The sequence below is a fragment of the Xanthomonas sp. NCPPB 1132 genome (genome assembly GCF_056629235.1).
Genome location: NZ_CM152819.1, coordinates 4893372 through 4918036, shown reverse-complemented (window position 1 = coordinate 4918036; position 24665 = coordinate 4893372). Strand labels below are relative to the sequence as shown.

Below are 24665 nucleotides of genomic sequence, written 5' to 3'. Positions count from 1 at the left end.
CCGTCATGGCGCCGGACCAGCGCGCCAACATCACCATCAAGGACGTGGCGCGCCTGGCCAACGTGTCGGTGGCGACCGTGTCGCGCACCATGAACGGTCACCAGCACGTGGCCGAGTCGGTGCGCGCGCGCGTGCTGGAAGCTGCGCGCACCCTGCACTACGTGCCGCACCACGCCGCGCGCAGCCTGAGCAGCCGCCGCACCCACACCATCGGCGTGGTGCTGCCGGATCTGCACGGCGAGTTCTTCTCCGAACTGATCCGCGGCATCGACACGGTGGCGCGCGAGCGTGGCCTGCACCTGCTGGTCTCCAGCTACCACGGCGAACCCGAACAGCAGCGGCTGGCGGTGCGGCGCATGCCAGGGCGCGTGGACGGCTTGCTGATCATGTCGCCGTCGCTGGCCAGCGATGCCGAGGATCCGGCCGACATGCTGCCCGGCACGCTGCCGGCGGTGCTGATGAACTGCGCCGAGCGCATCGGCGAGGCGCAGGTGCTCAACGTGGACAACTACGGCGGCGCGCGCGCCATGACCCGCCACCTGCTGGACGTGGGCCACCGCCGCATCGCCTTCATCGCCGGGCCGGACGACAACTTCGACGCGCGCGAGCGCCTGCGCGGCTACCGCGACGAACTGCGCGAGCGCTGCCCGCAGGTGGCGCCGCTGGTGCTGCCCGGCGCCTTCGACGAGGCATCCGGCTACCGCGCCGGCGAAGCCCTGCTGCAGGGCCAGCGCCCGGACGTGGTGTTCGCCGCCAACGACATGATGGCGCTGGGCTGCCTGTTCGCCTTCACCCATGCCGGGCTGCGCGTGCCCGAGGACATCGCCCTGGCCGGCTTCGACGACGTGCCGATGGCACGCTACGTGCATCCGGCCCTGACGACCATGCGCGTGGACATCGCCGGCTTCGGCGCCCGCGCCATGCAGTTGTTGCTGGCCGCGCTGGAGCCGCACGCCGCTCCGGCGGCGTCGCCGGCAGCGGCCAATGCGATCGCTCCGCAACTCATCGTTCGTGCTTCCAGTGCCCAGCGAGGGACCGCCATGGACTGACACCGACGCATGCAGCACCGATGTCGTTTTTTGCACCACCTAGAAGAACACAACAATGATCCCGTTTACCGCCCTGGGAGGGCTTTTGTCATGAAGAAACCGCGTTCCGCCTCCAACCTGCCCGCACGCAGCCTGCTGTGCTGCGCGCTGGCCACCTGCCTGTTCGCCACGATGCCGGCGATGGCCCAGTCCAGCAGCGCGACCCTGCGCGGCCAGGTCGCCGCCGCCCAGGCCGGCACCGAAGTCACCGTCACCAACGTCGCCACCGGCTCGGTGCGTCGCGCGCCGATCGCCGCCAACGGCAACTACACCGTGGTCGGCCTGCCGCCGGGCACCTACAAGGTCGAGGCCAACGGCGTCACCAAGACGGTGACCCTGCAGGTGGCGTCCTCGTCCACCGTCGATCTCGACGCCGGGACCACGGCCGCCGGCGGCAACGCGACCACCCTGGACACCGTCACCGTCAGCGCGCCGCTGCTGAAGGACGTCAAGACCTCGGAAGTGGGCAACGTGGTGTCGCTGCACCAGATCCAGCAGCTGCCGCAGGCCACCCGCAACTTCCTGGAGTTCGCCGACACCGTGCCGGGCATGGTGTTCCAGATCGACGGCAACGGAAACACCAAGCTGCGCGGCGGTGCGTCCAACGCCAGCGCCGGCAACCTGTACATCGACGGCGTCGGCCAGAAGAGCTACGTCAAGGGCGGCGGCATCGCCGGCCAGAGCGACACCCAGGGCAACCCGTTCCCGCAGCTGGCGATCGGCGAGTACAAGGTCATCACCTCCAACTACAAGGCGGAGTACGGCCAGATCAGCGGCGCGGCGATCACCGCAGCCACCAAGTCCGGCACCAACGAGTTCCACGGCGAGGCCTTCTACCGTTACACCGACCAGGACCTGCGCGACAAGCGTCCGGACGAAGCGAACGGCAAGATCGATTCGCAGACCAAAGAGTACGGCTTCGCCCTCGGTGGCCCGATCATCCAGGACCGCATGCACTTCTTCGTCGCCTACGAAGGCAAGGAGAACGTGGTGCCGAAGAGCGTGCAGGCGGACAACACGGCGCAGCCGTACGTCGGTCTGCTGCCGTCCAACCTGTCCAGCCAGTTCGGCGCGGCCAACATGCCGTTCACCGAGGACCTGTACTTCGGCAAGATCGATTTCGAACCCACCGACCGCGACCGCATCGAGCTGAGCGGTCAGTACCGCGACGAGACCCAGACCGGCAACGTCGGCGGCACCAGCACGCCGGAACACGGCACCAACAAGATCAACAAGGACAAGCGCGCCAACATCCGTTGGCAGCACAGCGCCGACAACTGGTTCAACGAGTTGATCGTCGGTACCGAGGACTCGGAGAACAACCCGAATCCGAAGAGTATCGGCAACGGCATCGTCTACAAGTATCTGGCGCCCCGCGCCGGCTCCACCGACGTGGACGAATACACTTTCCTGGAAACCGGCTCCGCCGGCGGTCTGAACGTGCAGCGCAAGAGCCAGAAGGGCTGGTTCCTGCAGAACGACCTGACCTTCACCAGCTTCCAGTGGCATGGCGAGCACACCATCAAGATGGGCGTCAGCTACAAGGACATCAAGCTGACCTCGCAGGATGCGGCGGCGCTCAACCCGCAGTTCAGCTATGCGGTCAACAACAACGGCGTCGCCGCCACGCCGTACCGCGTGGACTACGTCGCGCCGTACAACACCCCCGGCCAGAAGGCCACGGTGGAGTCGCCGTCCAAGCAGTACGGCATCTACATCCAGGACGACTGGGCGGCGACCGACAAGCTGATGATCAACGTCGGCGTGCGCTGGGACTACGAGGACAGCCCGGCCTACACCGACTTCGTCACCTCGCAGGCCTTCGTCAATGCGCTGTACTCCGACGATCCGGCCAACCCGGGCCAGCCCTGGGCCAACCGCCTGCTGCCCAGCGGCATCAACGCCGCCGACTACATCAGCACCGGCCGCAACCGCAAGAACTTCAAGGATGGCTGGGCGCCGCGCCTGGGCTTCTCCTACGACTTCTTCGGCGACGAGAGCGCGGTGCTGCACGGCGGTGCGGGCCGTTCCTACGATCGCAACCTGTTCGAACAGCTGGCGCTGGAAACCAGCAAGGCCGCGCTGTCGCCGGTCGCGGTGTACTTCCAGAACCCGGCCACCGGCCAGTGCTACCGCAGCGACCGCGTCTGCACCGCGTGGGATCCGCGCTACCTCAATGGCGTGGACCAGTTGAACACCATCCCCGGCGTCAGTGGCAGCGCCGAACTGTTCATGTTCAATAACCACCTGAAGACGCCGTACAGCGACCAGTACAGCATCGGCATCACCAACCAGGTCGGCGACTGGCAGACCGACGTGACCTTCCAGCGCGTGCTCAGCTACGACGGTTTCGCGATGTCGCTGATCAACCGCTACCCGGATGGTTCCTACTTCCAGAACGGCAGCGCCCCCTGGGGCCAGCCGGTGCCGGGCTACCAGAACACAATCATCGGCATGAACGGCCTGGAGCAGCGCAGCAGCCAGGTGTTGCTGTCGGCCGACAAGCCCTACACCAAGGAATCGGGCTGGGGCCTGACCCTGTCCTACACCCACACCAGCGCGCGTCAGAACCGCAACATCGACGAGCCGTACGCGTTCGACAAGGCGACCATCCACGACTATCCGTTCGTGAAGTCCGATGCCGTGTCGGCGCACCGCTTCGTCGCCTCCGGCTCGATCGACGGCCCGTGGGGCCTGACCTTCGGTGCCAAGGTAGTGCTGGCGACGCCGGAGCCGATCAACACCATCGCCTGCTATGGCCATACCGATGCGGACGGCGCGACCTGCCAGCAGGTCGCGGCGGTACCGCCGGGCAGCGGCAAGTTCCTGGTCGGCGGCAAGATCTGGGGCTACCGCACGGTCGACTTCCAGGCGACCAAGGATTTCACCGTGTACAACGACTTCAAGTTGACGGCGCGCGTGAACCTGCTCAATGCCTTCAACTTCAAGAACTACTCGTCGTACTCGTACAACGATTTCGGCTCCGATGGTCGCTTCGATCCCAACATCAGCATCAACAAGACCGGCGACATCATGTACGTGCCGCGCACCGTGACCTTCGAGATCGGCGCCAAGTTCTGATCCACCGCATCACCCACGCGCGTGCCCGACCGGCGCGCGTGGGGTTTCAACGGACGGGGCCGCGTGGCCCCGTCCGCGTTTGCGGTTGCCTCTTTCCTCGGTACAGGACCATGCACGCATGATCGCCGCCCCTCTCCGCAACCTGGTCATCGTCGGTGGCGGCACTGCCGGCTGGATGGCCGCTGCCGCGCTGGCGCGTGTGCTGGGTCCCGACTACCGCATCACCTTGATCGAGTCCGAGCAGATCGGCATCGTCGGCGTCGGCGAGGCCACCGTGCCGCACATCAAGGCCTTCAACAACCTGCTCGGCATCAACGAGGCCGAGTTCGTGCGCCATACCCAGGGCAGCTTCAAGCTCGGCATCGAGTTCGCCGACTGGCAGCGTCCCGGCACGTCCTACGTGCACGGCTTCGGCACCGAGATCGGGCATCCGCTCGGGCTGCTGCCGTTCCAGCAGTACTGGTTCAAGCAGGCGCTGGCCGGCAAGGCGAAGCCGCTGGGCGCCTATACGCTCAACACCGTCGCCGCCAAGCGCGACCGCTTCATGACCTCGGCCACGGATGTGCCGCCGAACTCGCCGCTGGCCAACATCGCCTACGCCTACCATTTCGATGCGGCGTTGTATGCGGGCTTCCTGCGCCGCTACGCCGAACAGCGCGGGGTGACCCGGCGCGAAGGCATCGTCGAGGACGTGCAATTGCATCCGGAATCGGGCGACGTGCTTTCGGTGCGCCTGGCTTCCGGCGAGGCGATCGCCGGCGACCTGTTCATCGATTGCTCCGGTTTCCGCGGCCTGCTGATCGAGCAGGCGCTGCACACCGGCTACCACGATTTCAGCCACTGGCTGCCGTGCGATCGCGCGCTGGCGGTGCCCTGCGCCAAGGTTGGCCCGCCCACGCCGTACACCCGCGCCACCGCGCGCGCGGCCGGCTGGCAGTGGCGCATTCCGCTGCAGCACCGCACCGGCAACGGCTACGTGTACTGCAGCGCGCACATCAGCGACGACGAGGCCGCCGCCACATTGCTGGCCAACCTCGACGGCCCGGCCCTGGCCGATCCGCGCCCGCTGCGCTTCGTCACCGGGCGCCGCAAGCAGGTGTGGAACCGCAACGTGATCGCGCTGGGCCTGGCCAGCGGCTTCATGGAGCCGCTGGAATCGACCAGCATCCACCTGGTCCAGTCCGGCATCTCCAAGCTGCTGGAGCTGTTCCCGCGCGAGGGCATCAGCCCGGTGCTGGTGCGGCGCTACAACGAGCGCATCGCCTTCGAGTTCGACCGCATCCGCGACTTCCTGCTGTTGCACTACCACGCCACCGAGCGCGACGACAGCGCGTTCTGGCGGCACTGCCGCAGCATGGCGATCACCCCGGAACTGGAGGAGACGCTGGCGCTGTTCCGCGACAGCGGCCGCTTCTACCGCAACGGCGATGAGATGTTCGCCGAGATCAGCTGGGTGCAGGTGATGGTCGGGCAGGGCATTCTGCCGCGCGCCTACCACCCGCTGGTGGACCAGGTGCCGCAGGCCGATCTGGAGCGCTTCATGGCCAGCGTCGAGCAGACCATCGGCCATTGCGCCGACGCGATGCCGCCGCACCAGGCCTTCATCGACCGCTACTGCGCGGCCCGGCCCGCCTGAGCGCGACGCGGGCACAAAAAAAGAGGCCACGCGCACCAGGCGCGGGCCTCTTCAAATCCGACCGAAGCCGGAGAACGGTATGGCACATCTCCGGCAGAGCCGGACGCTGGGCATGCTACCGGCACGCCGAAGCTAAAGCAATACTTTACAATTTATCGCCTAAGTCATTGATTTAGAATCAACGCGCAGCGCCGCCAGCCAGTGTTGCCGCGATCTCCCGCTGGATCGCTTCGGCCGCCGCGCGCGGATCGGCGGCCTGGCGGATCGGCCGGCCGACCACGATCGCATCGGCGCCGTCGGCGAAGGCCTGGGCCACGCCCACGGTGCGCTGCTGGTCGTCGCCGACGGGCCCGCCGGGGCGGATGCCGGGGCAGACGATGGAGAAGCCGGCGCCGGTGGCGCGGCGGATCGGCGCCGCTTCCTGGCCGGAGGCGATCACGCCGTCGATGCCGGCCGCCTGCGCGGCCAGCGCGCGCTCCACCACCACGTCTTGCGGTGCGCGGTCGATGCCCATCGACGCCAGGTCGGCGCGGCCCATCGAGGTCAGCACGGTCACCGCCAGCAGGCGCATGTCGCTGCCGTTGGCCTCGGCCGCGGCCTGCATCATTGCCGGGTGCCAGCCGTGGATGGTGCAGTAGTCCACCGGCCACTGCGACAGCCGTCGGATCACCCCGCCCACCGTGGCCGGGATGTCGAAGAACTTCAGGTCCACGAACACGCGCTTGCCGCGCCCGGCCAGCGTGTCCAGCACGTCGAAGTATTCGCCCGAGGCCAGCAGTTCCATGCCGATCTTGTAGAACGCCACCGCATCGCCGAGCCGCTCGATCCACTCCAGCGCCTCGCTGCGCCCGGGCACGTCGAGGGCGAAGATCAGGCGCTCGTGCGGCGCCAGCGCCAGCGGCGCGCGGCTCATTGCGCCAGCTCCAGCGCCTGCACCTTGGCCTGGTGGCGCGCGGCGCGCGACTGGGTGAAGTCGTTGTTGAACAGCGCCGGCTCCCAGGACCCGTAGCTGGGGTTGGGCAGCATCCACCAGCGCTCGCCGAACCAGTCGTGGTACTGCTGCAGCAACTGCGCGCGGCCTTCCGGGGTGTTGGCCACCACCTGCGCAAAGTCGCCGAGCTGGTCGCCGAACTGCATCAGCACGCGGTACTGCTGGCCGACCAGCTTGCGCCGGCAGTTCTTCTCCGAGCCGTTCTGCTCGCAATCCTTGACCACCGTGCCCAGGCCCAGCAGCACGCTGTTGTCGGCCACCGGCAGGCCGGCGCTGCGCAGGTTGGCCAGGGTCGCGTCGGTCAGGTGCACGGCGCGGTTGGTCACGTACAGCACGGTGATGCCCTTGGCGGTGGCGGCCTTGGCGAAATCGACCACGCCGGGGATCGGCTTGGCCTTCTTCTCGGCGACCCACTGGTCCCAGGTGACCTCGTCGTATTCCTTGCCGTTGCGGATCAAGCGCGCCTGGTAGGGCGAGTTGTCCAGCACCGTTTCGTCCACGTCCATCACCACCGCCGGCTTCAACCCGGCGGCGGCGTTGCCGCGTTCCTCCGGCACCAGCGCGTCCCAGTTCGGTTCCTTCAGCGCCGCATCCAGGCGGTCGGCGGCGGCGCGGTAGGTCTGCTCGGCCACGGCCTGGTACTCGGCCGAGCGCTGCATCCACAGCACCGCGTTGAGATTGTCGTCGCCGGGCACCGCGGCGTCGGCGGTCCTGGCGGCGGGCGGCGCCGCGGCCTCGGTGGCCGGCGCCTGCGGCTTGCAGGCGGACAGGGCGAGCACGGCGCAGGCCAGTGCGGTGCGGGCGGTCGGGGTCATCGGGCGTGGAAACCTGGGCGGGGAATCGGCCGATTTTAGCGGGTTGTGGCCGCTGTCGCGGGGGGCGACATGTTCCGTGCGGCGTTCGGGCCAACGCATCCACGTCCGCCGCGGGTGTACACGAGCGTAGACAAGTGCGGCACAGGGCGACGAGGTTCCGAATCGAACGCGGTCTACGTCACGCAACGCGTCGGGCGTTGGGGGATCTCCCGACGTCGTGTCAGGAGGATCCTGATTCTCCAGCCTTGTGGTGTGCACCACAGTGCGACCCGCATGCACGCTAGGTGCAGTATCAGTCGGAAGGATGTGATCGACGCCCTGCGCAGGCAGGGAGACGCCGGATGCGTAGTTCAGGGGAAATCACTGTGGTGTCGTTGAGAAAGGGAACTGTCCTTGCCGTTTTGGCGGTAGGCGCCTGCGCAGGCCGCGCGTTGCCCGCGCAGGCCCAGGAACCGCCGACCACGCTCGACCGCCAGGAACAACTGCGCCAGGCCGAGCAGGTGCAGCGGCAGCAGGAGCAGGATCGGCAGGCGCCGTTCGTGGGCCCGCGCGAGGCCGAAGCGCCGGCGGACATGCGCAGCACCAGCCTGCCGACCGAAGCCTTGTGCTTCCCGATCCAGCGCGTCCGCCTCAACGGCGGCGGCCCGGACGCGGCGCGTTTTTCCTGGCTGTGGCAGTCGCTGCGTCGCTACGAGGGCCGCTGCATCGGCACGGCCGGCATCGACCTGATCCGCCGCCGCGCGCTGGACCAACTGGTCGCGCGCGGCTTCGTCACCACCCGCATCGGCGTTCCGGCGCAGGACCTGTCCCGCGGTGAGCTGCGCTTCGAACTGCTGCCCGGGCGCCTGCGCCAGGTGCGCGTGCAGTCGGCGGACGGCCGTGTGTTCTGGCGCGGCGCGCTGCCGCTGCGGCCGGGCGACGTGCTCGACCTGCGCGCGATCGAGCAGGGCGTGGAGCAGTTCAAGCGGGTGCCGTCGCAGGACGCCAAGATCGATATCGCGCCGGGCGAGCAGCCGGGCGAGTCGGACCTGCTGATCACTGTGCAGCGCAGCAAGCGCTGGCGCGCGGTGCTCAACGCCGACGATTCGGGCGTGCAGGCGACCGGCCGCTACCAGGGTGGGGTCGATTTCGCCCTGGATGCGCCGCTGGGCATCAACGACCTGCTCTCGATCGGCTACAACCACGACCTGGTGGACGACGGCGCCGCGCGCGGCACCCGCGGCAACAGCCTGTCCTACAGCGTGCCCTGGGGCTGGTGGACGTTCTCGCTGTCGCTGTCGTCGTATCGCTACCACCAGCAGGTGGACGGTTTCCGCCAGAGCTTCCAGTCCAGTGGCAGCTCCGACAGCGCGCAACTGGATCTGCAGCGGGTGATCCACCGCACCGGCACCAGCAAGACCACGCTGGGCATGGTGGTGGCCAAGCGGGCGGCACGCAGCTACCTGGACGGCGTGGAGATCGGCATCCAGCGCCGCCACACCACCAGCGCCGAGCTCTACCTCAGCCATCGCCATTACCTGGGCAAGCTGCAGCTGGATACCCGCCTGGGCCACCGCCGCGGCACGCCCTGGTTCGACGGGCAGTGGACCGGCTACGACCCGGCGGTGGGCTTCCCCGGCTACCGCTACGGCGTCACGACGCTGGATGTCAGCGCCGGCCTGCCGTTCGCGCTGGGCCCGGTGGCGATGAGCTGGGACAGCAGCCTGCATGCGCAGACGTCCTCGCAACTGCTGCTGGGTTCGGAATTCATCACCCTGGGCGGGCGCTACAGCGTGCGCGGCTTCGACGGCGAACGCACCCTCGGCGCCGAGCGCGGCGCGTACTGGCGCAACAGCCTCAACCTGCCGGTGCAGCGCCTGGGCATCACCCCGTACCTGGGCGTGGATGCCGGCCGCATCGCCGGGCCCAGCGCCGCCGGCCTGGCCGGGCGCAGCCTGGTCGGTGGCTTCGTCGGCGTGCGCGGCGCGCACGGCGGGCTCAGTTGGGATGGCTTTGCCGGCTGGGACCTGCACGCGCCGCGCGACTTCCACAGCGCGCAGCCGGCCTACGGCGTGCGCCTGATCTACCAGTTCTGACACGTCCTGCCGCCGGCCGGCGGCAGGCAACGCGATGGGTTTTGCCGCGGTGCGCGGCACGAGAGAGACGACGATGCACATGGACCGTACCGACGACCGCCGCCACCGCCTGCTTGAGCCGCTCAAGCGCGGCCTCGCCGCGCTGCTGTGCTGCACCGTCACCTGGACCTCGCTGCCGCTGTACGCGCAGGTCGCACCGGTCGCCAATCCGGACGGGCGCCAGCCCGGCCAGCAGGCCGCCGCCAACGGCGTGCCGGTGGTCGACATCGTCGCTCCCAACGCACGCGGCGTCTCGCACAACCGCTATTCGCGCTTCGACGTCGGCAGCAACGGCCTGATCCTCAACAACAGCGCGCAGATCTCCAAGACCGAGCTGGGCGGCTATATCGCCGGCAACGACAACCTGAAGAACAGCGGCGCGGCCACGCTGATCCTCAACGAAGTCACTTCCACCACCAGCCGCCTGCAGGGCTATACCGAAATCGCCGGGGCCAAGGCGCAACTGGTGATCGCCAACCCCAACGGCATCGTCTGCGACGGCTGCGGCTTCCTCAACACCTCACGCGTCACCCTGGCCACCGGCACTCCGCTGCTCGGCGCCGACGGCGCCTTGAACGGCTTCTCCATCACCGGCGGCGCGCTGAGCATCGGCAGCAACGGTCTGGACGCCTACAACGTCGACCGTCTGGACCTGCTGTCGCGGCAGCTGAGCGTGAATGGCGCGGTGTGGGCCAAGGACCTGCTGGCCAGCGCTGGTGCGCAGCGGATCGGCTACGACGGCATGCTGCTGGACGTGCTGCCGGGCAGCGATGGCGCACCGCCGGCGATCGGCATCGACGTGGCGTACCTGGGCGGCATGTATGCCGACCGCATCCGCCTGATCGCCACCGAAGCCGGCGTGGGCGTGGTCAGCCGCGGCACCCTGTCCGCGCAGAGCGGCAGCCTGCAGATCGACAGCGCCGGCCAGCTCAGCCTGGCCGGCACAGCGGTGGCCCGCGACGACGTCGACCTGCGCGCGGCCGGCGCGCTGAGCCAGCAGGGCGTGCTCGGCTCGCAGCAGGCCGGCGTGCGCCTGCGCGCCGCGCAACTGGCGCTGAGCGGCGACACCATCGCCCACGGCCTGCTCGACGCCGCCGCCAGCGGCGCGCTGGCGCACAGCGGGCGCAGCAGCGCCGGCGCCATCAGTTTGTTCGGCTCGGAGCTGGATGCCGGCGGCAGTCTCTACAGCGGCGGCGATCTGGCGCTGAGTGCCAGCGGCGAGTTGCGCAGCAGCGGCAGCGCCTACGCCGGTGGCGCGGCGCAGCTGCAGGCCGGAGCGGCCTGGCTGCAGCAAGGCGGCACCGTGCAGAGCGCCGGCAGTCTGGCGGTGCAGGCGGCGCGGATCGATGCGGCCGGCGTGCTCGACGCCGGCGCCGGCCTGCGCCTGCGCAGCGACGCAGACATGCGCCTGTCCGGCCTCGCCCAATCCTGGCAGGACGCCAGCGTGCAGGCCGGTGGACGCCTGGACACGCTCGGCCAGCTCAGCGCCGGTGGGCGCCTGGACCTGGGCGCGGCGGCGATCGGCAATGCGGCCGGGGCGGTGGTCTCGGCCGGCGGCGACATCGCGCTGGCGACGCCGGGCGCGCTCGACAACGCCGGCACCCTGTATGCCGGACGCGACCTGCGCATCGACGCGGCCAGCGTCGGCAACAGCGGCGGCAGCTACGCCGGGCGCAACGCCACGCTCGCCAGCACTGCGGCGCTGGACAACAGCGGAAGCCTGGTGGCCGGCGCGGCGCTGAGCGTGGACGCGGCGCAACTGCACAGCAGCGGCGAACTCGGCAGCCAGGGCGGCGACGTCGCCCTGCGCAGCCGCGGCGACCTGGCCCTGGCCGGACAGGTGGCGGCGAAGGGCGCGCTGACCGCGCAGGCCGGCGGCGCCTTGCTGCAATCGGGCACCCTGGGCGCGGGCAGCGCGCAACTGCAGGCGGCCGGCGACGCCACGCTGGACGGTGTGGTCCGCACCGATGGCGACCTGCAGTTGAGCGCCGACGGCCAGTTGCGCAGCAGCGCCACCCTGGCGGCCGGCGGCAACGCCACGCTGCATGCGCAAGGCGCGTTGCTGCAGAGCGGGCAGGTGCAGAGCGGTGGCGCACTGGCGCTGGACGGCGCCAGCATCGCCCAGGCCGGCGTTCTCGATGCCGGCACGACCCTGGCGCTGCGCAGCGCCGGCGACCTGTCGCTGGCCGGCACCGTGCAATCGCGTGGCGACCTCGCGCTGAGCAGCGCCGGGGTGCTGCAGAACCAGGCCCAGGTCGTGGCCGGCGGCGCGCTCAGCGCCAACGCCAGCAGCGTCAGCAACGCCGCTGGCGCCAACCTGTCGGCCCTGGGCGATGCCAGCCTGAGCAGCGCGACCGTGCTGTCCAACGACGGCCAGCTGTACGCCGGTGGTGCGCTCGGCCTGCGCGCCGGCAGCCTCGCGCAGACCGGCTCGGCCAATGCCGGCACGACACTGACGCTGACCGTCGATGGCGCCGTCGCCAACCAGGGCGATCTGGTCGGCGGCAGCGATGTGCAGATCGATGCCGGCAGTCTCGCCAGCAGCGGCCAGCTCGGCAGCCAGCGCGGCCAGGTCGTGCTGAACAGCCGCGGCGACCTGCAACTCGACGGCGTGGTCGTGGCCGCCGGCGCCTTGAACGCGCAGGCGCTCGGCGATCTGCAGCAGCGCGGCAGCCTGCGTGCGGCCGGCGTGCAGCTCGCCGCTGCGGGCGACCTGGGCGTGGCCGGCACCGTGCAGAGCACCGACACCCTGCAACTGCAGGCGCAACGTGCGCTGCGCGTGGACGGCCAGGCCAGTGCGAGCGGCGCCGTCGGCGTCAACGCCGCCAGCGTCGCACTGGGCAGCGGCGCCATCCTGCAGAGCGCGACTGCCCTGCAGGTGGACACCGCCGCGCTGGACAGCCAGGGCACGCTGGACGCGGGCACCGATCTGCGCCTGCACAGCACGGGCGACATGCAGCTGGCCGGCCTCGCACAGGCCGGGCGCGACGTCGCGGTGCTGGCCGACGGCACCCTCGACAACCAGGCCAAGGTGTTCGCCGGGCGCGCGCTGCAGCTCACCGCCGCCAGCGCCAGCAACCAGGCGCAAGGCCAGTGGCTCGCGCAGACGACGCTCGACGCCAGCGTACAGGGCAACTTCGACAACGCCGGTCTGGTACAGGCCGGCCAGGCCGCGACCTTGAACGTCGGCAGCCTGCAACAGAGCGGCCGCACCTATGCCGGCGGTACGTTGACCGTGCAGGCGGCCACCGCACTGACCAACAGCGGTGACCTGATCGGCAAGCACGATGTGGCGATCAGCGCCGGCAGCGTGGCCAGCAGCGGCCAGCTCGGCAGCCAGGATGGACAGCTCGGCGTCGTCAGCGCCGGCGATCTGCAACTGACCGGCACCCAGATCGCCGGCACCGCATTGCGCCTGCAGGCGGCGGCCGATCTGCTGCACGGCGGCACCAGCAAGGCGCAGTCCGTGCAGCTGGAGGCGGGGCGCGATTTGAGCATGGCCGGCACGGTGCAAAGTGCGTCGACCCTGCAGGCGCAGGCGCAACGCGCGCTGCAGCTGGACGGGCAGGCGCTGGCCGGCGGCAGCGTGCAGCTGCGCGGCGCCAGCGTCGGCACCGGCAGCGCCGCGGTGCTGCAGAGCACCGCGGATATCGCTGTTGACGGTGGCAGCATCGACAGCCAGGGTGCGCTCGACGCCGGCACCGACCTGACCCTGCACAGCCAGGACGCGTTGCGCCTGGCCGGCATCGCCCAGGGCGGCAACGACCTGCGGCTGACCGCCGCCGGTGCGTTCGATAACAGCGCCCGCGTGGTGGCCGGGCGCGATCTGCAGGTGCAGGCGGGCAGCGCGGTCAACCGCGCCGCCGGCACGCTGGCCGCCGGCCGCGGGCTGGATCTGCACGTCGATGGATTGCTCGACAACGCCGGCCTGCTGCGCGGCGAGCAGGCGCTGACGTTGCAGACCGGCAGCCTGCAGCACAGCGGCACGCTGTCCACCGGCCAGGCGCTGACGCTGCGCAGCAGCGGCGCGGTGGACAACCGCGGCAACGTGATCGCCGGTGGCGACCTGCTGGTGGACGTGGGCAGCCTCAGCAACAGCGGCCAGCTAGGCAGCCAGAACGGACAGGTCACGCTCACCAGCCAGGGCGACCTGCAACTGGGCGGCAGCGTGATCGCCGCGCAGGCATTGAACGCCACCGCGCTGGGCGACCTGCGCCTGGATGGCGTGGCCAAGGCGCGTTCCATCGCATTGAGCGGTCGCGATGTCGGCGTTGCCGGTGCGCTGCAGAGCGCGACCAACGCCACGCTGCAGGCGCAGCGCGCGCTGCGCATCGATGGCCAGGCCCTGACCACCGGCGACCTGCAGTTGCAAGGTGCCAGCGTCGCCACCGGCAACGCGGCGGTGCTGCAGAGCGCGGCCAGCGCCATCACCCTGCAAGGCGGCAGCCTCGACAGCCGCGGCACGCTCGACGCGGCCACCGATCTGGCGCTGCGCAGCGATGGCGCCCTGGCCGTGGCCGGCGTCGTTCAGGCCGGGCGCGACGTCGCGCTCACCGCGGGCACCCAACTGACCAATGCCGCGCAGGTGCTGGCCGGCCGCGATCTCACCGTGACGGCCGCCGGCATCGCCAATGCACAGGGCGGCAGCCTCGCCGCGAAGGGCGCACTGGCCCTGACCACCGCCGGCACCCTCGCCAACGCCGGCACCTTGCAGTCCGGCCAGGCCATGACCTTGCAGGTCGGCGATCTGCAGCACAGCGGCCAGGCCTACGCCGGCGACACGCTGAGCCTGCATGCCAGCGGCGCCATCGACAGCCAGGGCGAACTGATCGCCAAGCGCGACCTGCAACTCGATGCCGCGCGCATCGCCAGCACCGGCCAGCTCGGCAGCCAGAGCGGACAGGTCGCGCTGACCAGCCAGGGTGATCTGCAATTGGGCGGCACCGTCGCCGCCGCCAGCGCACTCAGCGCGCAGGCGCAGGGCGATCTGCTGCAGACCGGCACGCTCAGCGCACAGGCGCTGGACCTGCGCGCAGGGCGCGACCTGTCGCTTGGCGGCCAACTCGCCACCACGCAGGGATTGCAGGCGCAGGCGCAGCGCGACCTGCAAGTAAACGGCAGCGTCAGCGCCGGCCAGGACGCCGCCCTGCAAGCCGGTGGCACCCTGCGCAGCGGCAACCAGAGCGTGCTGCACAGTGCCGGCGCGCTGCAGTTGAACGGCGCGGCGATCGACAGCCAGGGCACCGTCGACGCCGGCACCACGCTGGCGATGACCAGCACCGGCGCTCTCGCGCTCGGCGGCCTGGTGCAGGCCGCATCGACCATCGACCTGCGCGCCACCGGCGCGCTCGACAACGCCGCCCAGGTGGTCGCCGGCAGCGACCTGAGCCTGACCGCCGCCAGTGCCACCAACAGCAGCAGCGGCCTGCTCGCCGCCCTGGGTAACGGCACCTTCACCGTGAGCGGCCTGCTCAGCAACGCCGGCGCGCTGCGTGCGCGCCAGCGCCTGCAACTGGATGTCGGTTCGCTGCAGCAGACCGGGCGCAGCTACGGCGTGCAGCGCCTGGCGCTGACCGCCAATGGGGCGGTCGACAACCGCGGCGACCTGATCGCCGGCAGCGCCCTGCGCGTGCAGGCAGCCAGCGTCGCCAGCAGCGGCCAGCTCGGCAGCGAAACCGGCGACGTGGCCCTGGTCAGCCAGGGCGATCTGAACCTGGGCGGCACCCTGGCCTCGGCCGGCGCGTTCAGCGCACAGGCCGGCGGCGCACTCAACCAGAGCGGCGCCTTGAGCGCGGCGACCACGCTGCATCTGCAATCGCACGGCGATCTGACCGTGGCCGGTACCCTCAACGCCAACCAGGTCCTGCTCGGCAGCGACGCCAGCGTGATGCAGCACGGCACCGTCAGCGGTGCGGACGTCGCGCTGCAGGGCCAGCGCATCGACAACGCCGGGCAGACCCTGTCCAGCGGCAACCTGCGCCTGAGCGGCGGCCACGTCGCCATCGGCGGCGTGGCGGCGGCGGGCGTGCGCGCCGATGGCAGCCTCGGCAACAGCGGCGCGCTGATCCTGCATGCCGATGGCACGCTCAGCGCCAGCGGCCGTCTGATCGCCGCCGGCACCCTCGCCGCCGATGCCGCGCAACTGTCGCTGGCCGGCAGCACCGCCCGCGTCGGCGGCGACGTCGCCCTCACCGCCAGCGGCGACGTGGACCACCGCGGCGCCGACCTGCTCGCCGGCGGCCTGCTCACCGTGCGCGCCGGTGGCGCGCTGGACAACAGCGCGCTCAACGGCGTCGGCGGCACGCTGCAGGCGGCGGGCCTGGACCTGGGCGCGGCGACGCTGCGCAACGGCAGCGGCAGCCTGGTGCAGAGCGGCAGCGGTATCACCCGCATCGCCCTCACGGGTGCGTTCGACAACGGCGGCGGCCGCCTGGTCAGCAACGGCAGTGACCTTCAACTGGGCGCGGCGTCGATCAACAACGCGCAAGGGCGCATCGAACACGCCGGCAGCGGCACGCTCACGGTCAGCAGCAGCGGCGCCCTCGGCAATGCCGGCGGTCGCATCCTGACCCAGGGCCAGCTGCAGCTCAGCACCGGCAACACGCTCGACAACCAGGGCGGCGCCATCGCCGCGGCCGGCGATGCCAGCGTCACCGCGGCCGGCCTGGGCAACATCGGCGGCAGCGTGTCCGCACGCGGCTTGAATGTGCAACTGGGCAGCGGCGCGCTCGACAACCGTCTCGGCGTGGTGCAGGCCACCGGCGGCAGCCTGGTGCTGCGCGCCGACAGTCTCGAAAACCGCGGCGGCACGCTGCAGGCGGTGAACGTCAACGGTGCCGGTGGCGATCTGCGCGCCGACCTGGCGCATGCGCTGACCAACGATGGCGGCCTGCTTGGCGCCAGCACCGACCTCACCCTCGGTGCGGAGAACGTGAGCAACAGCGCCGGCACCGTGCAGGCCGGGCGCGACCTGGCGCTGACCGCGCGCGGCCAACTCGACAACCACCAGAGCGGCCGCATCGGTGCCGCGCGCGATCTCAGCGTCGCGGTCACCGGCGCGTTGCTCAACAGCGGCGGCCAGCTCGACAGCGGCAACGCCATGACCCTGTCCGGCGGCCGCATCGACAACAGCCAGGGCAGCATCGTCAACAACGGCGGCGGCCTGACCCGGCTCACCACCGGCGGCGAGTTGCGCAACGTCGGCGGCAGCCTGGGCGGGCGCGGCAGCGTCGCGCTCGACGCCGCCAGCATCGCCAACGGCAGCGGGCAACTGGTGGCCGGCGGCGACCTGGTCGCCAACACCAATGCGCTCGACAACCAGGGCGGCAGCGTCTACGCCGGCGCCAGCATGCTGTTGCAGCGGAGCGGCGCCACGCTCGACAACCGCAACGGCAGGATCAAGGCCGAACAGGCGGTGCGCCTGAATCTGCAGAGCCTGAGCAATAGCGGCGGGCAGATCGGCGCCGGCAGCAGCGCCGGCGGTGCGGGCGACGTGGTCATCGACACCGTCGGCTTCGACGGCGGCGGCAGCATCCTCGGCCAGAACCTGCTCGACCTGACCATCCGCAGCGATTACACCCACCGCGCCGGTGCCGACATCACCAGCAACGGCGACTTCCGCCTGGCGGTAGGCGGCAACTTCGTCAACGCCTCCACAATGCAGGCCGGGCGCAGCCTGGGCATCAACGCCAGCAACATCAGCAATCTCGCCGGCGCCAGCATGCGCTCGGGCAACGTGCAGGTGAACACCGGCGGCAGCGTCACCAACGCCGGCGACCTCTCCGCCAGCGGCAACCTGCAGGTCACGGCCGGGTCGGTGTCCAACACCGGCAGCGTGGTCGGCGGCAACGTGCTGGTGGACACCGGCACCCTGGTCAACGGCGCCGATCTGGGCGGCGCTACCGACAACGCCGCCTATGGCAGTGCGCTGATCGGTGCCACCAGCGGCATGACCCTGCTGGTGCGCGACCAACTGGTCAACCGCGACGCGAAGATCTTCAGCCTTGGCAACATCGCCATCGGTGCCGCGCGCGACGGCAACGGCACCCTCACCGCGCGCACCGGCACGCTGGACAACGTCTCCGGCAGCATCGAGGCCGATGGCAGCATCCTGATCGCGGCCAATCAGATCAACAACCGGCGGCGGGTGCTGAGCACGCAGACCGGCCCGCTGTCGGCACAGGAACAGGCCAGCGCCAACGCGGGCATGCCCGATGAACAGTTGACGCACACCAAGATTCGCAACGCGGATGGAGCGTCTGCGCAGCAGCCGTACACAGGAAAGTCGCCGGGTGTGTGGCGGAGCTACAACGTGATCGAGCAGGAGCGGCTGCTGGCGGCCAGCGCCGAGGGCAGAATCGCCGCTGGCGGCAACATTTTCCTGTCGGGCAGCGTTTCCAACAACGTTTCCACGATCGCGGCAGCGGGCGTATTGGGTGTCAACCAACGCAGTGTGGGCGGTCTCTCGGACGGGATGATTGTCGGCAACGAGTCCGTGCTTAATCAGGCACTCGCGTTGAACCGCAAGGTCGAGCAAAAGGACTACGAACACATCGTCACGGCCATCACCAACGACTGCATGCACCCGGCCGGCAAGAAGGTGATTTGCTACTACGAAGAGTCGAGCGAAGACAAGGGATCATCCACCAGCACAACCAGCTACATCGCCCTCGCCGCCAACATGACCGGCGGCCAGGGTGTGTCCATCAGCGGCGCCACCATCAGCAACGGCGCCGTCGGCAGCGACGGCCGCAGCATCGGGGGCGCGTCCTTCAACGCCACCCAGGGCGGTGCCCTGAACCGGTACGGCACGATGAGCGCCGACGGCGCCGGTGGTATCGCCGTGCAGGCGCAGACCGCTGCGACGCCGACCAAGGCCAACGTCGGCAACCACATCGCCACCGCCAGCCTGGGTGCCATCCGCATCGACGATGGCCAGGCCACCCTGGTCGGCGGCAGCAACACCAATGCGTCCCAGGTCCAGGCCAGCGGCGTGCAGGCCCAGCTCGGCGGCGCCGGCAGCGGCGGCCGCAGCCAGGTCCAGGCCGGCACCGCGCAGGCGGTGCTGACCGCCGGCAGCGTGCCAGGCCAGTACCAGCGGATCGATCCGGGCACCGGCCAGGTGCCGCAGGTGGTCGGCGGCGTCGGCGCGCCGCTGGGCAACATCGTGCTGCCGATGGGCGGGCTGTACCGCCTGGTCGGCAGCAACGGCGCCAGCGTCAACGCGCTGGGTCGCGCCGCCAACGGCCTGGGCGGGGTCAAGGCCAACACCAGCGCGCCCGGCCGCCGCTACCTGATCGAGACCGATCCGCGCTTCGTCGACTACAACAACTTCATCAGCAGCGACTACCTGCTGGACAAGCTCGGCGTGGATCCGCAGTGGACCCAGACCCGCCTGGGCGATGGCTTCTACGAGCAGCGCCTGGTGCTGGACCAGATCACCCAGCTCACCGGACGCCGCTACCTGGGCAACTACGCCGACGGCGTGGCCCAGTACCGCGCGCTGCTCGACGGCGGCGTGGCCGAGGCCGGCACGCTGCACCTGAGCGTGGGCGTGGCGCTGACCGCCGATCAGGTCGCCGCGCTGACCCACGACATCGTGTGGATGGTGGAACAGGAGTACCAAGGCCAGAAGGTGCTGGTGCCGGTGGTATACCTGTCGTCGAAGACCGCGCTGACCCTGCGCAGCGACGGCGCATTGCTGGCCAGCGATAGCGGCGACGTCTCGCTCAACGCCACGGCCGGCCTGAGCAACACCGGCACCATCAGCGGCGCCAATGTCAGCGCCAACGTCGGCAACCTGCTCAACCAGGGCCGCATCGTGTCCAGCGGCACCGTGGCGCTGCAGGCCAATCAGGACCTGCTCAACCTCGGCGGCCAGATCGCCGGCCGCGACGTGCTGCTCAGCGCCGGTCGCGACCTCACCAGCACCACCCGCGACGCCCTCGCCGGTGGCGACCTGCGTTCGGGCATCACTGCCGGCAACAACCTGCTGCTGCAGGCCGGCCGCGACCTCAGCCTGACCGGCACCACCGTGCAGGCCGGCAACAGCGCCGCGCTGCTGGCGGGCAACAACCTGGTCCTGCAGCCGACCGCCCTGCGCAATGACGGCGGCCTGATGCGCGGTGGCGACGGCACCAGCCTGACCGTCGGCAACAACCTGTTCCTGCAGGCCGGCAACGACCTGCAACTGCACGGCGTAGCGATCGCCGCCGGCGGCGACGCCGCCCTGCAGGCCGGGCACGACCTGTCGCTGACCCCGGTCACCGACGCCAACGGCAAGGCCACGGTGCGCACCAGCATCGCCACCGGCGGCAGCCTGCAATTGGCCGCCGGCAACGACCTCACCATCCGCCAGGCCCAAGTGAAGGCCGATGGCAATCTGATCGCCGCGGCCGGGCACGATCTCAACGTGACCTCGGTGCTCGGCGACAGCCGCACCGTCACCGACCAGACCCGCCAGGGCAAGACCAGGGTCGTCACCACCACGACCACCCAGGACATCGACCAGCAGGCGCTCACCGCCGGCGGCAACCTGGTGCTCAGCGCCGGCCATGACGTCAACCTGACCGCCGCCAAGCTCGACGCCGGCAACGGCCTGGCCGTGGTCGCCGGCAACGATCTCAACAGCACCACGCTGACCACGGTCGACAGCAGCACCACCCTGGAGACGCGCAAGCGCTTCAAGCAGACCACCAGCACCCGCGACGAGACCGTCCACGGCAGCGAGTTCACCGCCGGCGGCGACATCGCCCTGCAGTCCGGCCACGACGTGAACCTGACCGCGGCCAAGGCGTTCACCGAGACCGGTGCGCTGGCCGTGTCCGCCGGCAACGACGTCAACCTGCTTGCCGAGCAGGAGCAGCACGACGCCGTGCAGGACATGCAGAAAAAGAAAAAGGGCTTCCTGTCCAGCAAGACCACCACCACGCATGACGAGTGGCACGACAGCACAGCCGTGGCGACCACGCTCAGCGGCGACACCGTGCAGATCGCGGCCGGCCACGACCTGCTCTCGCAAGGCGCGCAGGTCGCTGGCACTGGCAACGTAATGGTGGCAGCCGGCAACGACCTGACGCTGGAGACGGCGCAGAACACGCACAGCGAGGAGCACGACAAGAAGGTCAAGAAGACCGGTCTTTACAGCGGCGGCGGCTTCAGCGTCACCCTGGGTGCGAGCAAGCAGACCAACACGCTCGACACCACCGAGGTGAGCCAGAGCGGCAGCTTGGTCGGCAGTACCGATGGCTCCGTCACCCTCACCGCCGGCAATGCCGTGGCGATCACCGGCAGCGACGTGCTGAGCAAGACCGGCACCGCCATCGTCGGCAAGGACGTGACAATCGCCGCGGTCGAGAACCGTGTGGATACGGTGCAGACGTCCAAGCAGCAGAGTGCGGGGATCACCCTTGGATTGACCGGTGGCTTGGTCGATGCGGCGCAAACCGCGTATGGGGCGGTCAAGCGTGGCTCGGATGTAGACGACGATCGCCTCAAGGCGCTCTACGCGGCGAAGGCCGGTTACGCGATCGGCGATGCGGCTGGTCTGGCCAGCAACGGCCTGAAGGGTTACAACGGCGAAGCAGTTGCCGGCAACATGACGAAAACCGGTGAGGCGTCAGCCGATGGTGCCCAGGGAGCGGCCAATGCCACCGGCGTGAGCCTGCGCATCGGCATCGGTGCCAGCAGCTCGTCCAGCAAGACGACGACCCACGAAGAGACCACCGGCGGCAGCCGCATCCTCAGCGACGGCAATGTGACCATCGCGGCCACGGGTGGCGATCTCAACGTCATCGGCAGCAAGATCGCCGGCGACAACGTCGCATTGGCGGCGGCGAACAACCTCAACCTGCTGAGTCAGCAGGAAACCAACACGACCAAGTCGGAAAACAAGAACGCCGGCGGCGAGATCGGTGTCAGCGTCGGCGCAACGACCGGCTACTACCTGACCGTGTCGGCCGGCAAGGGCAACGCCAAGGGCAACAGCAATCTCCACACCGAAAGCGTGGTCACGGCCAACGACACGCTGACCTTGGCCAGCGGCAACGACACCACGATCAAGGGCGCGCAAGCGATCGGCGACACCGTGCTGGCCAAGGTCGGTGGCGACCTGCTGATCCAGAGCGAGCAGGACACTAACGACTACAAGAGCAAGCAGCAGCAGGCCAGCCTGACCCTGGCGACCGGCTCCGGGAGTGGTGGAAGCTACAGCCAGCAGAAGGTCAACAGCAGCTACACCAGCGTCAAGGAGCAGAGCGGCATCCAGGCCGGCAACGGTGGATTCGATATCACCGTCGGCGGCGACACCCATCTCATTGGCGCCGCCATCGCCAGTACCGCCGACGCTGACAAGAACCGTCTGTCCACCAACGGTTTGACGGTGGAGGACCTGCAGAACAAGGCCGAGTACAAGAGCAGTGGCGTGTCGGTCGGCGGTGGGACCGGAAGCAGCATGGTCAGTGTTGCTGCGCGTACCGGGCTGAGCATGCTGGGTAACAGCAGCGACAGCAGCAGTAGCACCACCAAGAGCGACATCGCCGCTGGCACAGTGGAGGTGCGCAACGGCGACACCGCGGCGCTGTCGGGCCTGGACCGCAAGACCACCGAGTTGCAGCAGTCGGGCCTGAAGGAAATCTTCGACGAGAAGAAGATCGCCGAGCAGAAGGAGTTGGCCGCGGTGGCTGGCGAAGTCGGGTTCCGTGTAGCGGGCGATGTTGCCTCGGCGATGCAACTTAAAGCACAGCAGGACTTGATTAATGCCCCGGACGAGGAGACTCGAAAAGCAGCACAAGCCCGTCTTGAGTCGTGGAGCGATGGGGGAGCGAACAAGGTACTGCTGCATGGCTTGACAGGCGCCGCCGTGGCCGCACTGGGCGGTGACGGCGCGTTGCAAGGTGCTGCAGCCGCTGCTGGCGCTGAAGCTGCCAAGAGCGCGATGTCGGACTATCTGGTCGCCCACGGGGTGACGGACAAGGAAACGTACAACGCTCTGATGGAGTTGGGCAGCGCGGCGATCGGCGGTGTGTTGGGCGGACAGGACGGAGCCAACACGGCGCTATCGGGTGATCGATTCAACCGGCAGTTGCATCCGGAAGAGGTGACCTGGATCCGTCAGAACGCCGCGACATTCGCTTTGCAGGAAGGAATTAGCGAAGAGGAAGCAACACGTCGCCTGACCGTGGAAGCAGCAGCGCGCGTGGATGCAAAGATCAATGGACTTATTGGGAACACTAAAGTTGATGAGAGTGCGCAAGCATTCCTCAGTACCAATACCAACGATTATGCTGGGGAGCGTGCGTTCCAGGCGACCGACGCGGAATACAACAACTTCCATCTGTATGGGAACGAACTGGCGTCCAGTCCTGACAATTTCCTCACTGTTTACAACAGCCTCTATCAGGCGGGTATTCACAAGTATACCCTGCAGGCGAACTACAGCCCGGAATTGCTGACGTTTGCGGATACGCAGATCGGTTCCTCTGGTCGGGGTGTGCTGGCGGTACCTGCCGCAGGCCTTGTACTTGGTGGTGGAGCTGCAGTCGGCGTCGTCGCGACCCCGGCTGTTATAACTGCATGCCTCAGTAACCCATATGCCTGCAACTTGGTGGGTATCGGTGCCGTTGAGATAGCTTCAGGTGGCGCAACAGGGGGCCATAGCCTCACTCCGGCTCTTCCATCTGGCGGCGTAGCGACCGTTGTTGAAGAAGGCATTGGAAGGACAATTGGTAGTACGCTGAGCCGCGCGGAGACTGGGATCGAGTGGGGTAAAGGAATTAAAGGGCAAGGTATGCCTTGGGAAAATTATCTCGCGACTCAGCTGCCTGCAGAATCACGGCTCCCTCAGAACTTCAAGACATTTGACTTCTTTGACGATGTAACCGGGCTTGCTGTGAGTGCCAAAACGCTAGATACGACAACAGCTGCGAAGGTCGCGAATCCAGCACAGGTTTATTCTTCTCTTAAGTCAAACATTGATGCAATCAAGGATTTTAGTAAATATGGGCTAAGTGGGGTTTCGCTGAAATCGAGCCAAATAGCGACTCGCGAATTGCAAGTGGCCATACCTTCCAATACAACTGCGGAGCAGTGGGCTGAAATAAGCAGAGCTATTGAATATGGGAAAAACAATGGTGTAATAGTGAAAATATTTGAGGTAAAGTAAAATGAGTGATGTTAAGATAACATTTAGAGCAAATGCAAAAATAAATGATGAATTCATTTTCATTGAGACTTACTCGGGATATCGTAGTGCTCGGGCAGATTACAAGGGCAATATCTATGTGCTATCGCCGGATGTCGGCGACGTGGAATTGGGTGAGGCAGTTGTCGGCGCACTTTCAAAAAGTAGATTTGTTCTGGCAGAGCCGCGAGAAGGGTTATTTGTCCGACCAGAAGTTGAATTTGACAAAAAACTATATGACATCCAACACATAAAACAACACTATGAAAATTGGGTTAAAAATATGAGCGAGATGTTTAATTATAAAAATCGGAAGTCACTATTTAAGAGTATGAAAAATTGTGACATTGAAAAATTTGATCATAAAATATCAATCACTCCAAGTAAGCACGAAAAACTTGAAGGGTGGAGCGGCGAGGGGATATCTGATAACGATTGTGTAATATTGAATGATGATGCCACGCCGGGCGAGATCGGCGCCGGTCTCCGGTTGGCCTTCAGTCGTTGCATATAGAGGCTCACTGCCAGAAGGATTTGGATCTGCGAACCACAGAGCGATGTTTAGGCGATTTCATTAACTCGGCGTGGCGCATCATTTTGGCACTGCGCTTCTAGGTCAGGTTATCAAGTAGGAAGTGTGAAGCTTCTTCATCTGCCGTACCGCAGGCTCAATCCAGTTCTTTGAGAGCCAAGTCACCCGGGTGGCCTGCTAGGTGCTAGCACGGATCTGATCCTCGACTCGGAGAAACTTAACAATGTCG

Annotated in this window: 8 protein-coding genes; 6 read left to right on the top strand and 2 right to left on the bottom strand. The window is 68.1% G+C overall.

Going from position 1 to position 24665, the window contains the following annotated elements:
* Positions 1–5: 5 nt before the first annotated feature.
* The 3 genes from AC1G9L_RS21075 (at position 6) to AC1G9L_RS21065 (ending at position 5805) form a co-directional block, all read left to right on the top strand.
* Positions 6–1049, top strand: a complete 1044-nt coding sequence (locus tag AC1G9L_RS21075) for a substrate-binding domain-containing protein (RefSeq protein WP_019799189.1) — start codon at positions 6–8, stop codon at positions 1047–1049.
* Positions 1050–1139: 90 nt separating this feature from the next.
* The gene (locus AC1G9L_RS21070; RefSeq protein WP_019799188.1) at positions 1140–4169 is read left to right on the top strand and encodes a TonB-dependent receptor domain-containing protein; all 3030 of its coding nucleotides are present in this window, start codon (positions 1140–1142) and stop codon (positions 4167–4169) included.
* A gap of 118 nt (positions 4170–4287) precedes the next feature.
* Positions 4288–5805, top strand: coding sequence for a tryptophan 7-halogenase (locus tag AC1G9L_RS21065; protein ID WP_019799187.1), 1518 nt, complete (start codon positions 4288–4290; stop codon positions 5803–5805).
* Positions 5806–5983: 178 nt separating this feature from the next.
* Here the strand turns inward: AC1G9L_RS21065 and pyrF are convergent, their stop codons facing one another.
* Positions 5984–6718 (bottom strand): orotidine-5'-phosphate decarboxylase, encoded by a 735-nt coding sequence (gene pyrF / locus AC1G9L_RS21060; protein ID WP_481069886.1) that lies wholly within the window; start codon positions 6716–6718, stop codon positions 5984–5986.
* Complete coding sequence (locus AC1G9L_RS21055) at positions 6715–7611, bottom strand: 5'-nucleotidase, lipoprotein e(P4) family (protein WP_481069885.1); 897 nt, start codon at positions 7609–7611, stop codon at positions 6715–6717. The genes pyrF and AC1G9L_RS21055 overlap by 4 nt, the downstream gene beginning before the upstream one ends.
* A 341-nt stretch (positions 7612–7952) precedes the next feature.
* On the opposite strand from AC1G9L_RS21055, the gene AC1G9L_RS21050 reads away from it, so the two are divergent.
* The 3 genes from AC1G9L_RS21050 (at position 7953) to AC1G9L_RS21040 (ending at position 24418) form a co-directional block, all read left to right on the top strand.
* Positions 7953–9686 (top strand): ShlB/FhaC/HecB family hemolysin secretion/activation protein, encoded by a 1734-nt coding sequence (locus AC1G9L_RS21050; RefSeq protein ID WP_481069884.1) that lies wholly within the window; start codon positions 7953–7955, stop codon positions 9684–9686.
* A 79-nt stretch (positions 9687–9765) separates the two neighbouring features.
* The gene (locus tag AC1G9L_RS21045) at positions 9766–23886 is read left to right on the top strand and encodes a hemagglutinin repeat-containing protein (RefSeq protein WP_481069883.1); all 14121 of its coding nucleotides are present in this window, start codon (positions 9766–9768) and stop codon (positions 23884–23886) included.
* A 1-nt stretch (position 23887) separates the two neighbouring features.
* The gene (locus tag AC1G9L_RS21040; RefSeq protein WP_481069882.1) at positions 23888–24418 is read left to right on the top strand and encodes a contact-dependent growth inhibition system immunity protein; all 531 of its coding nucleotides are present in this window, start codon (positions 23888–23890) and stop codon (positions 24416–24418) included.
* Positions 24419–24665 lie beyond the last annotated feature (247 nt).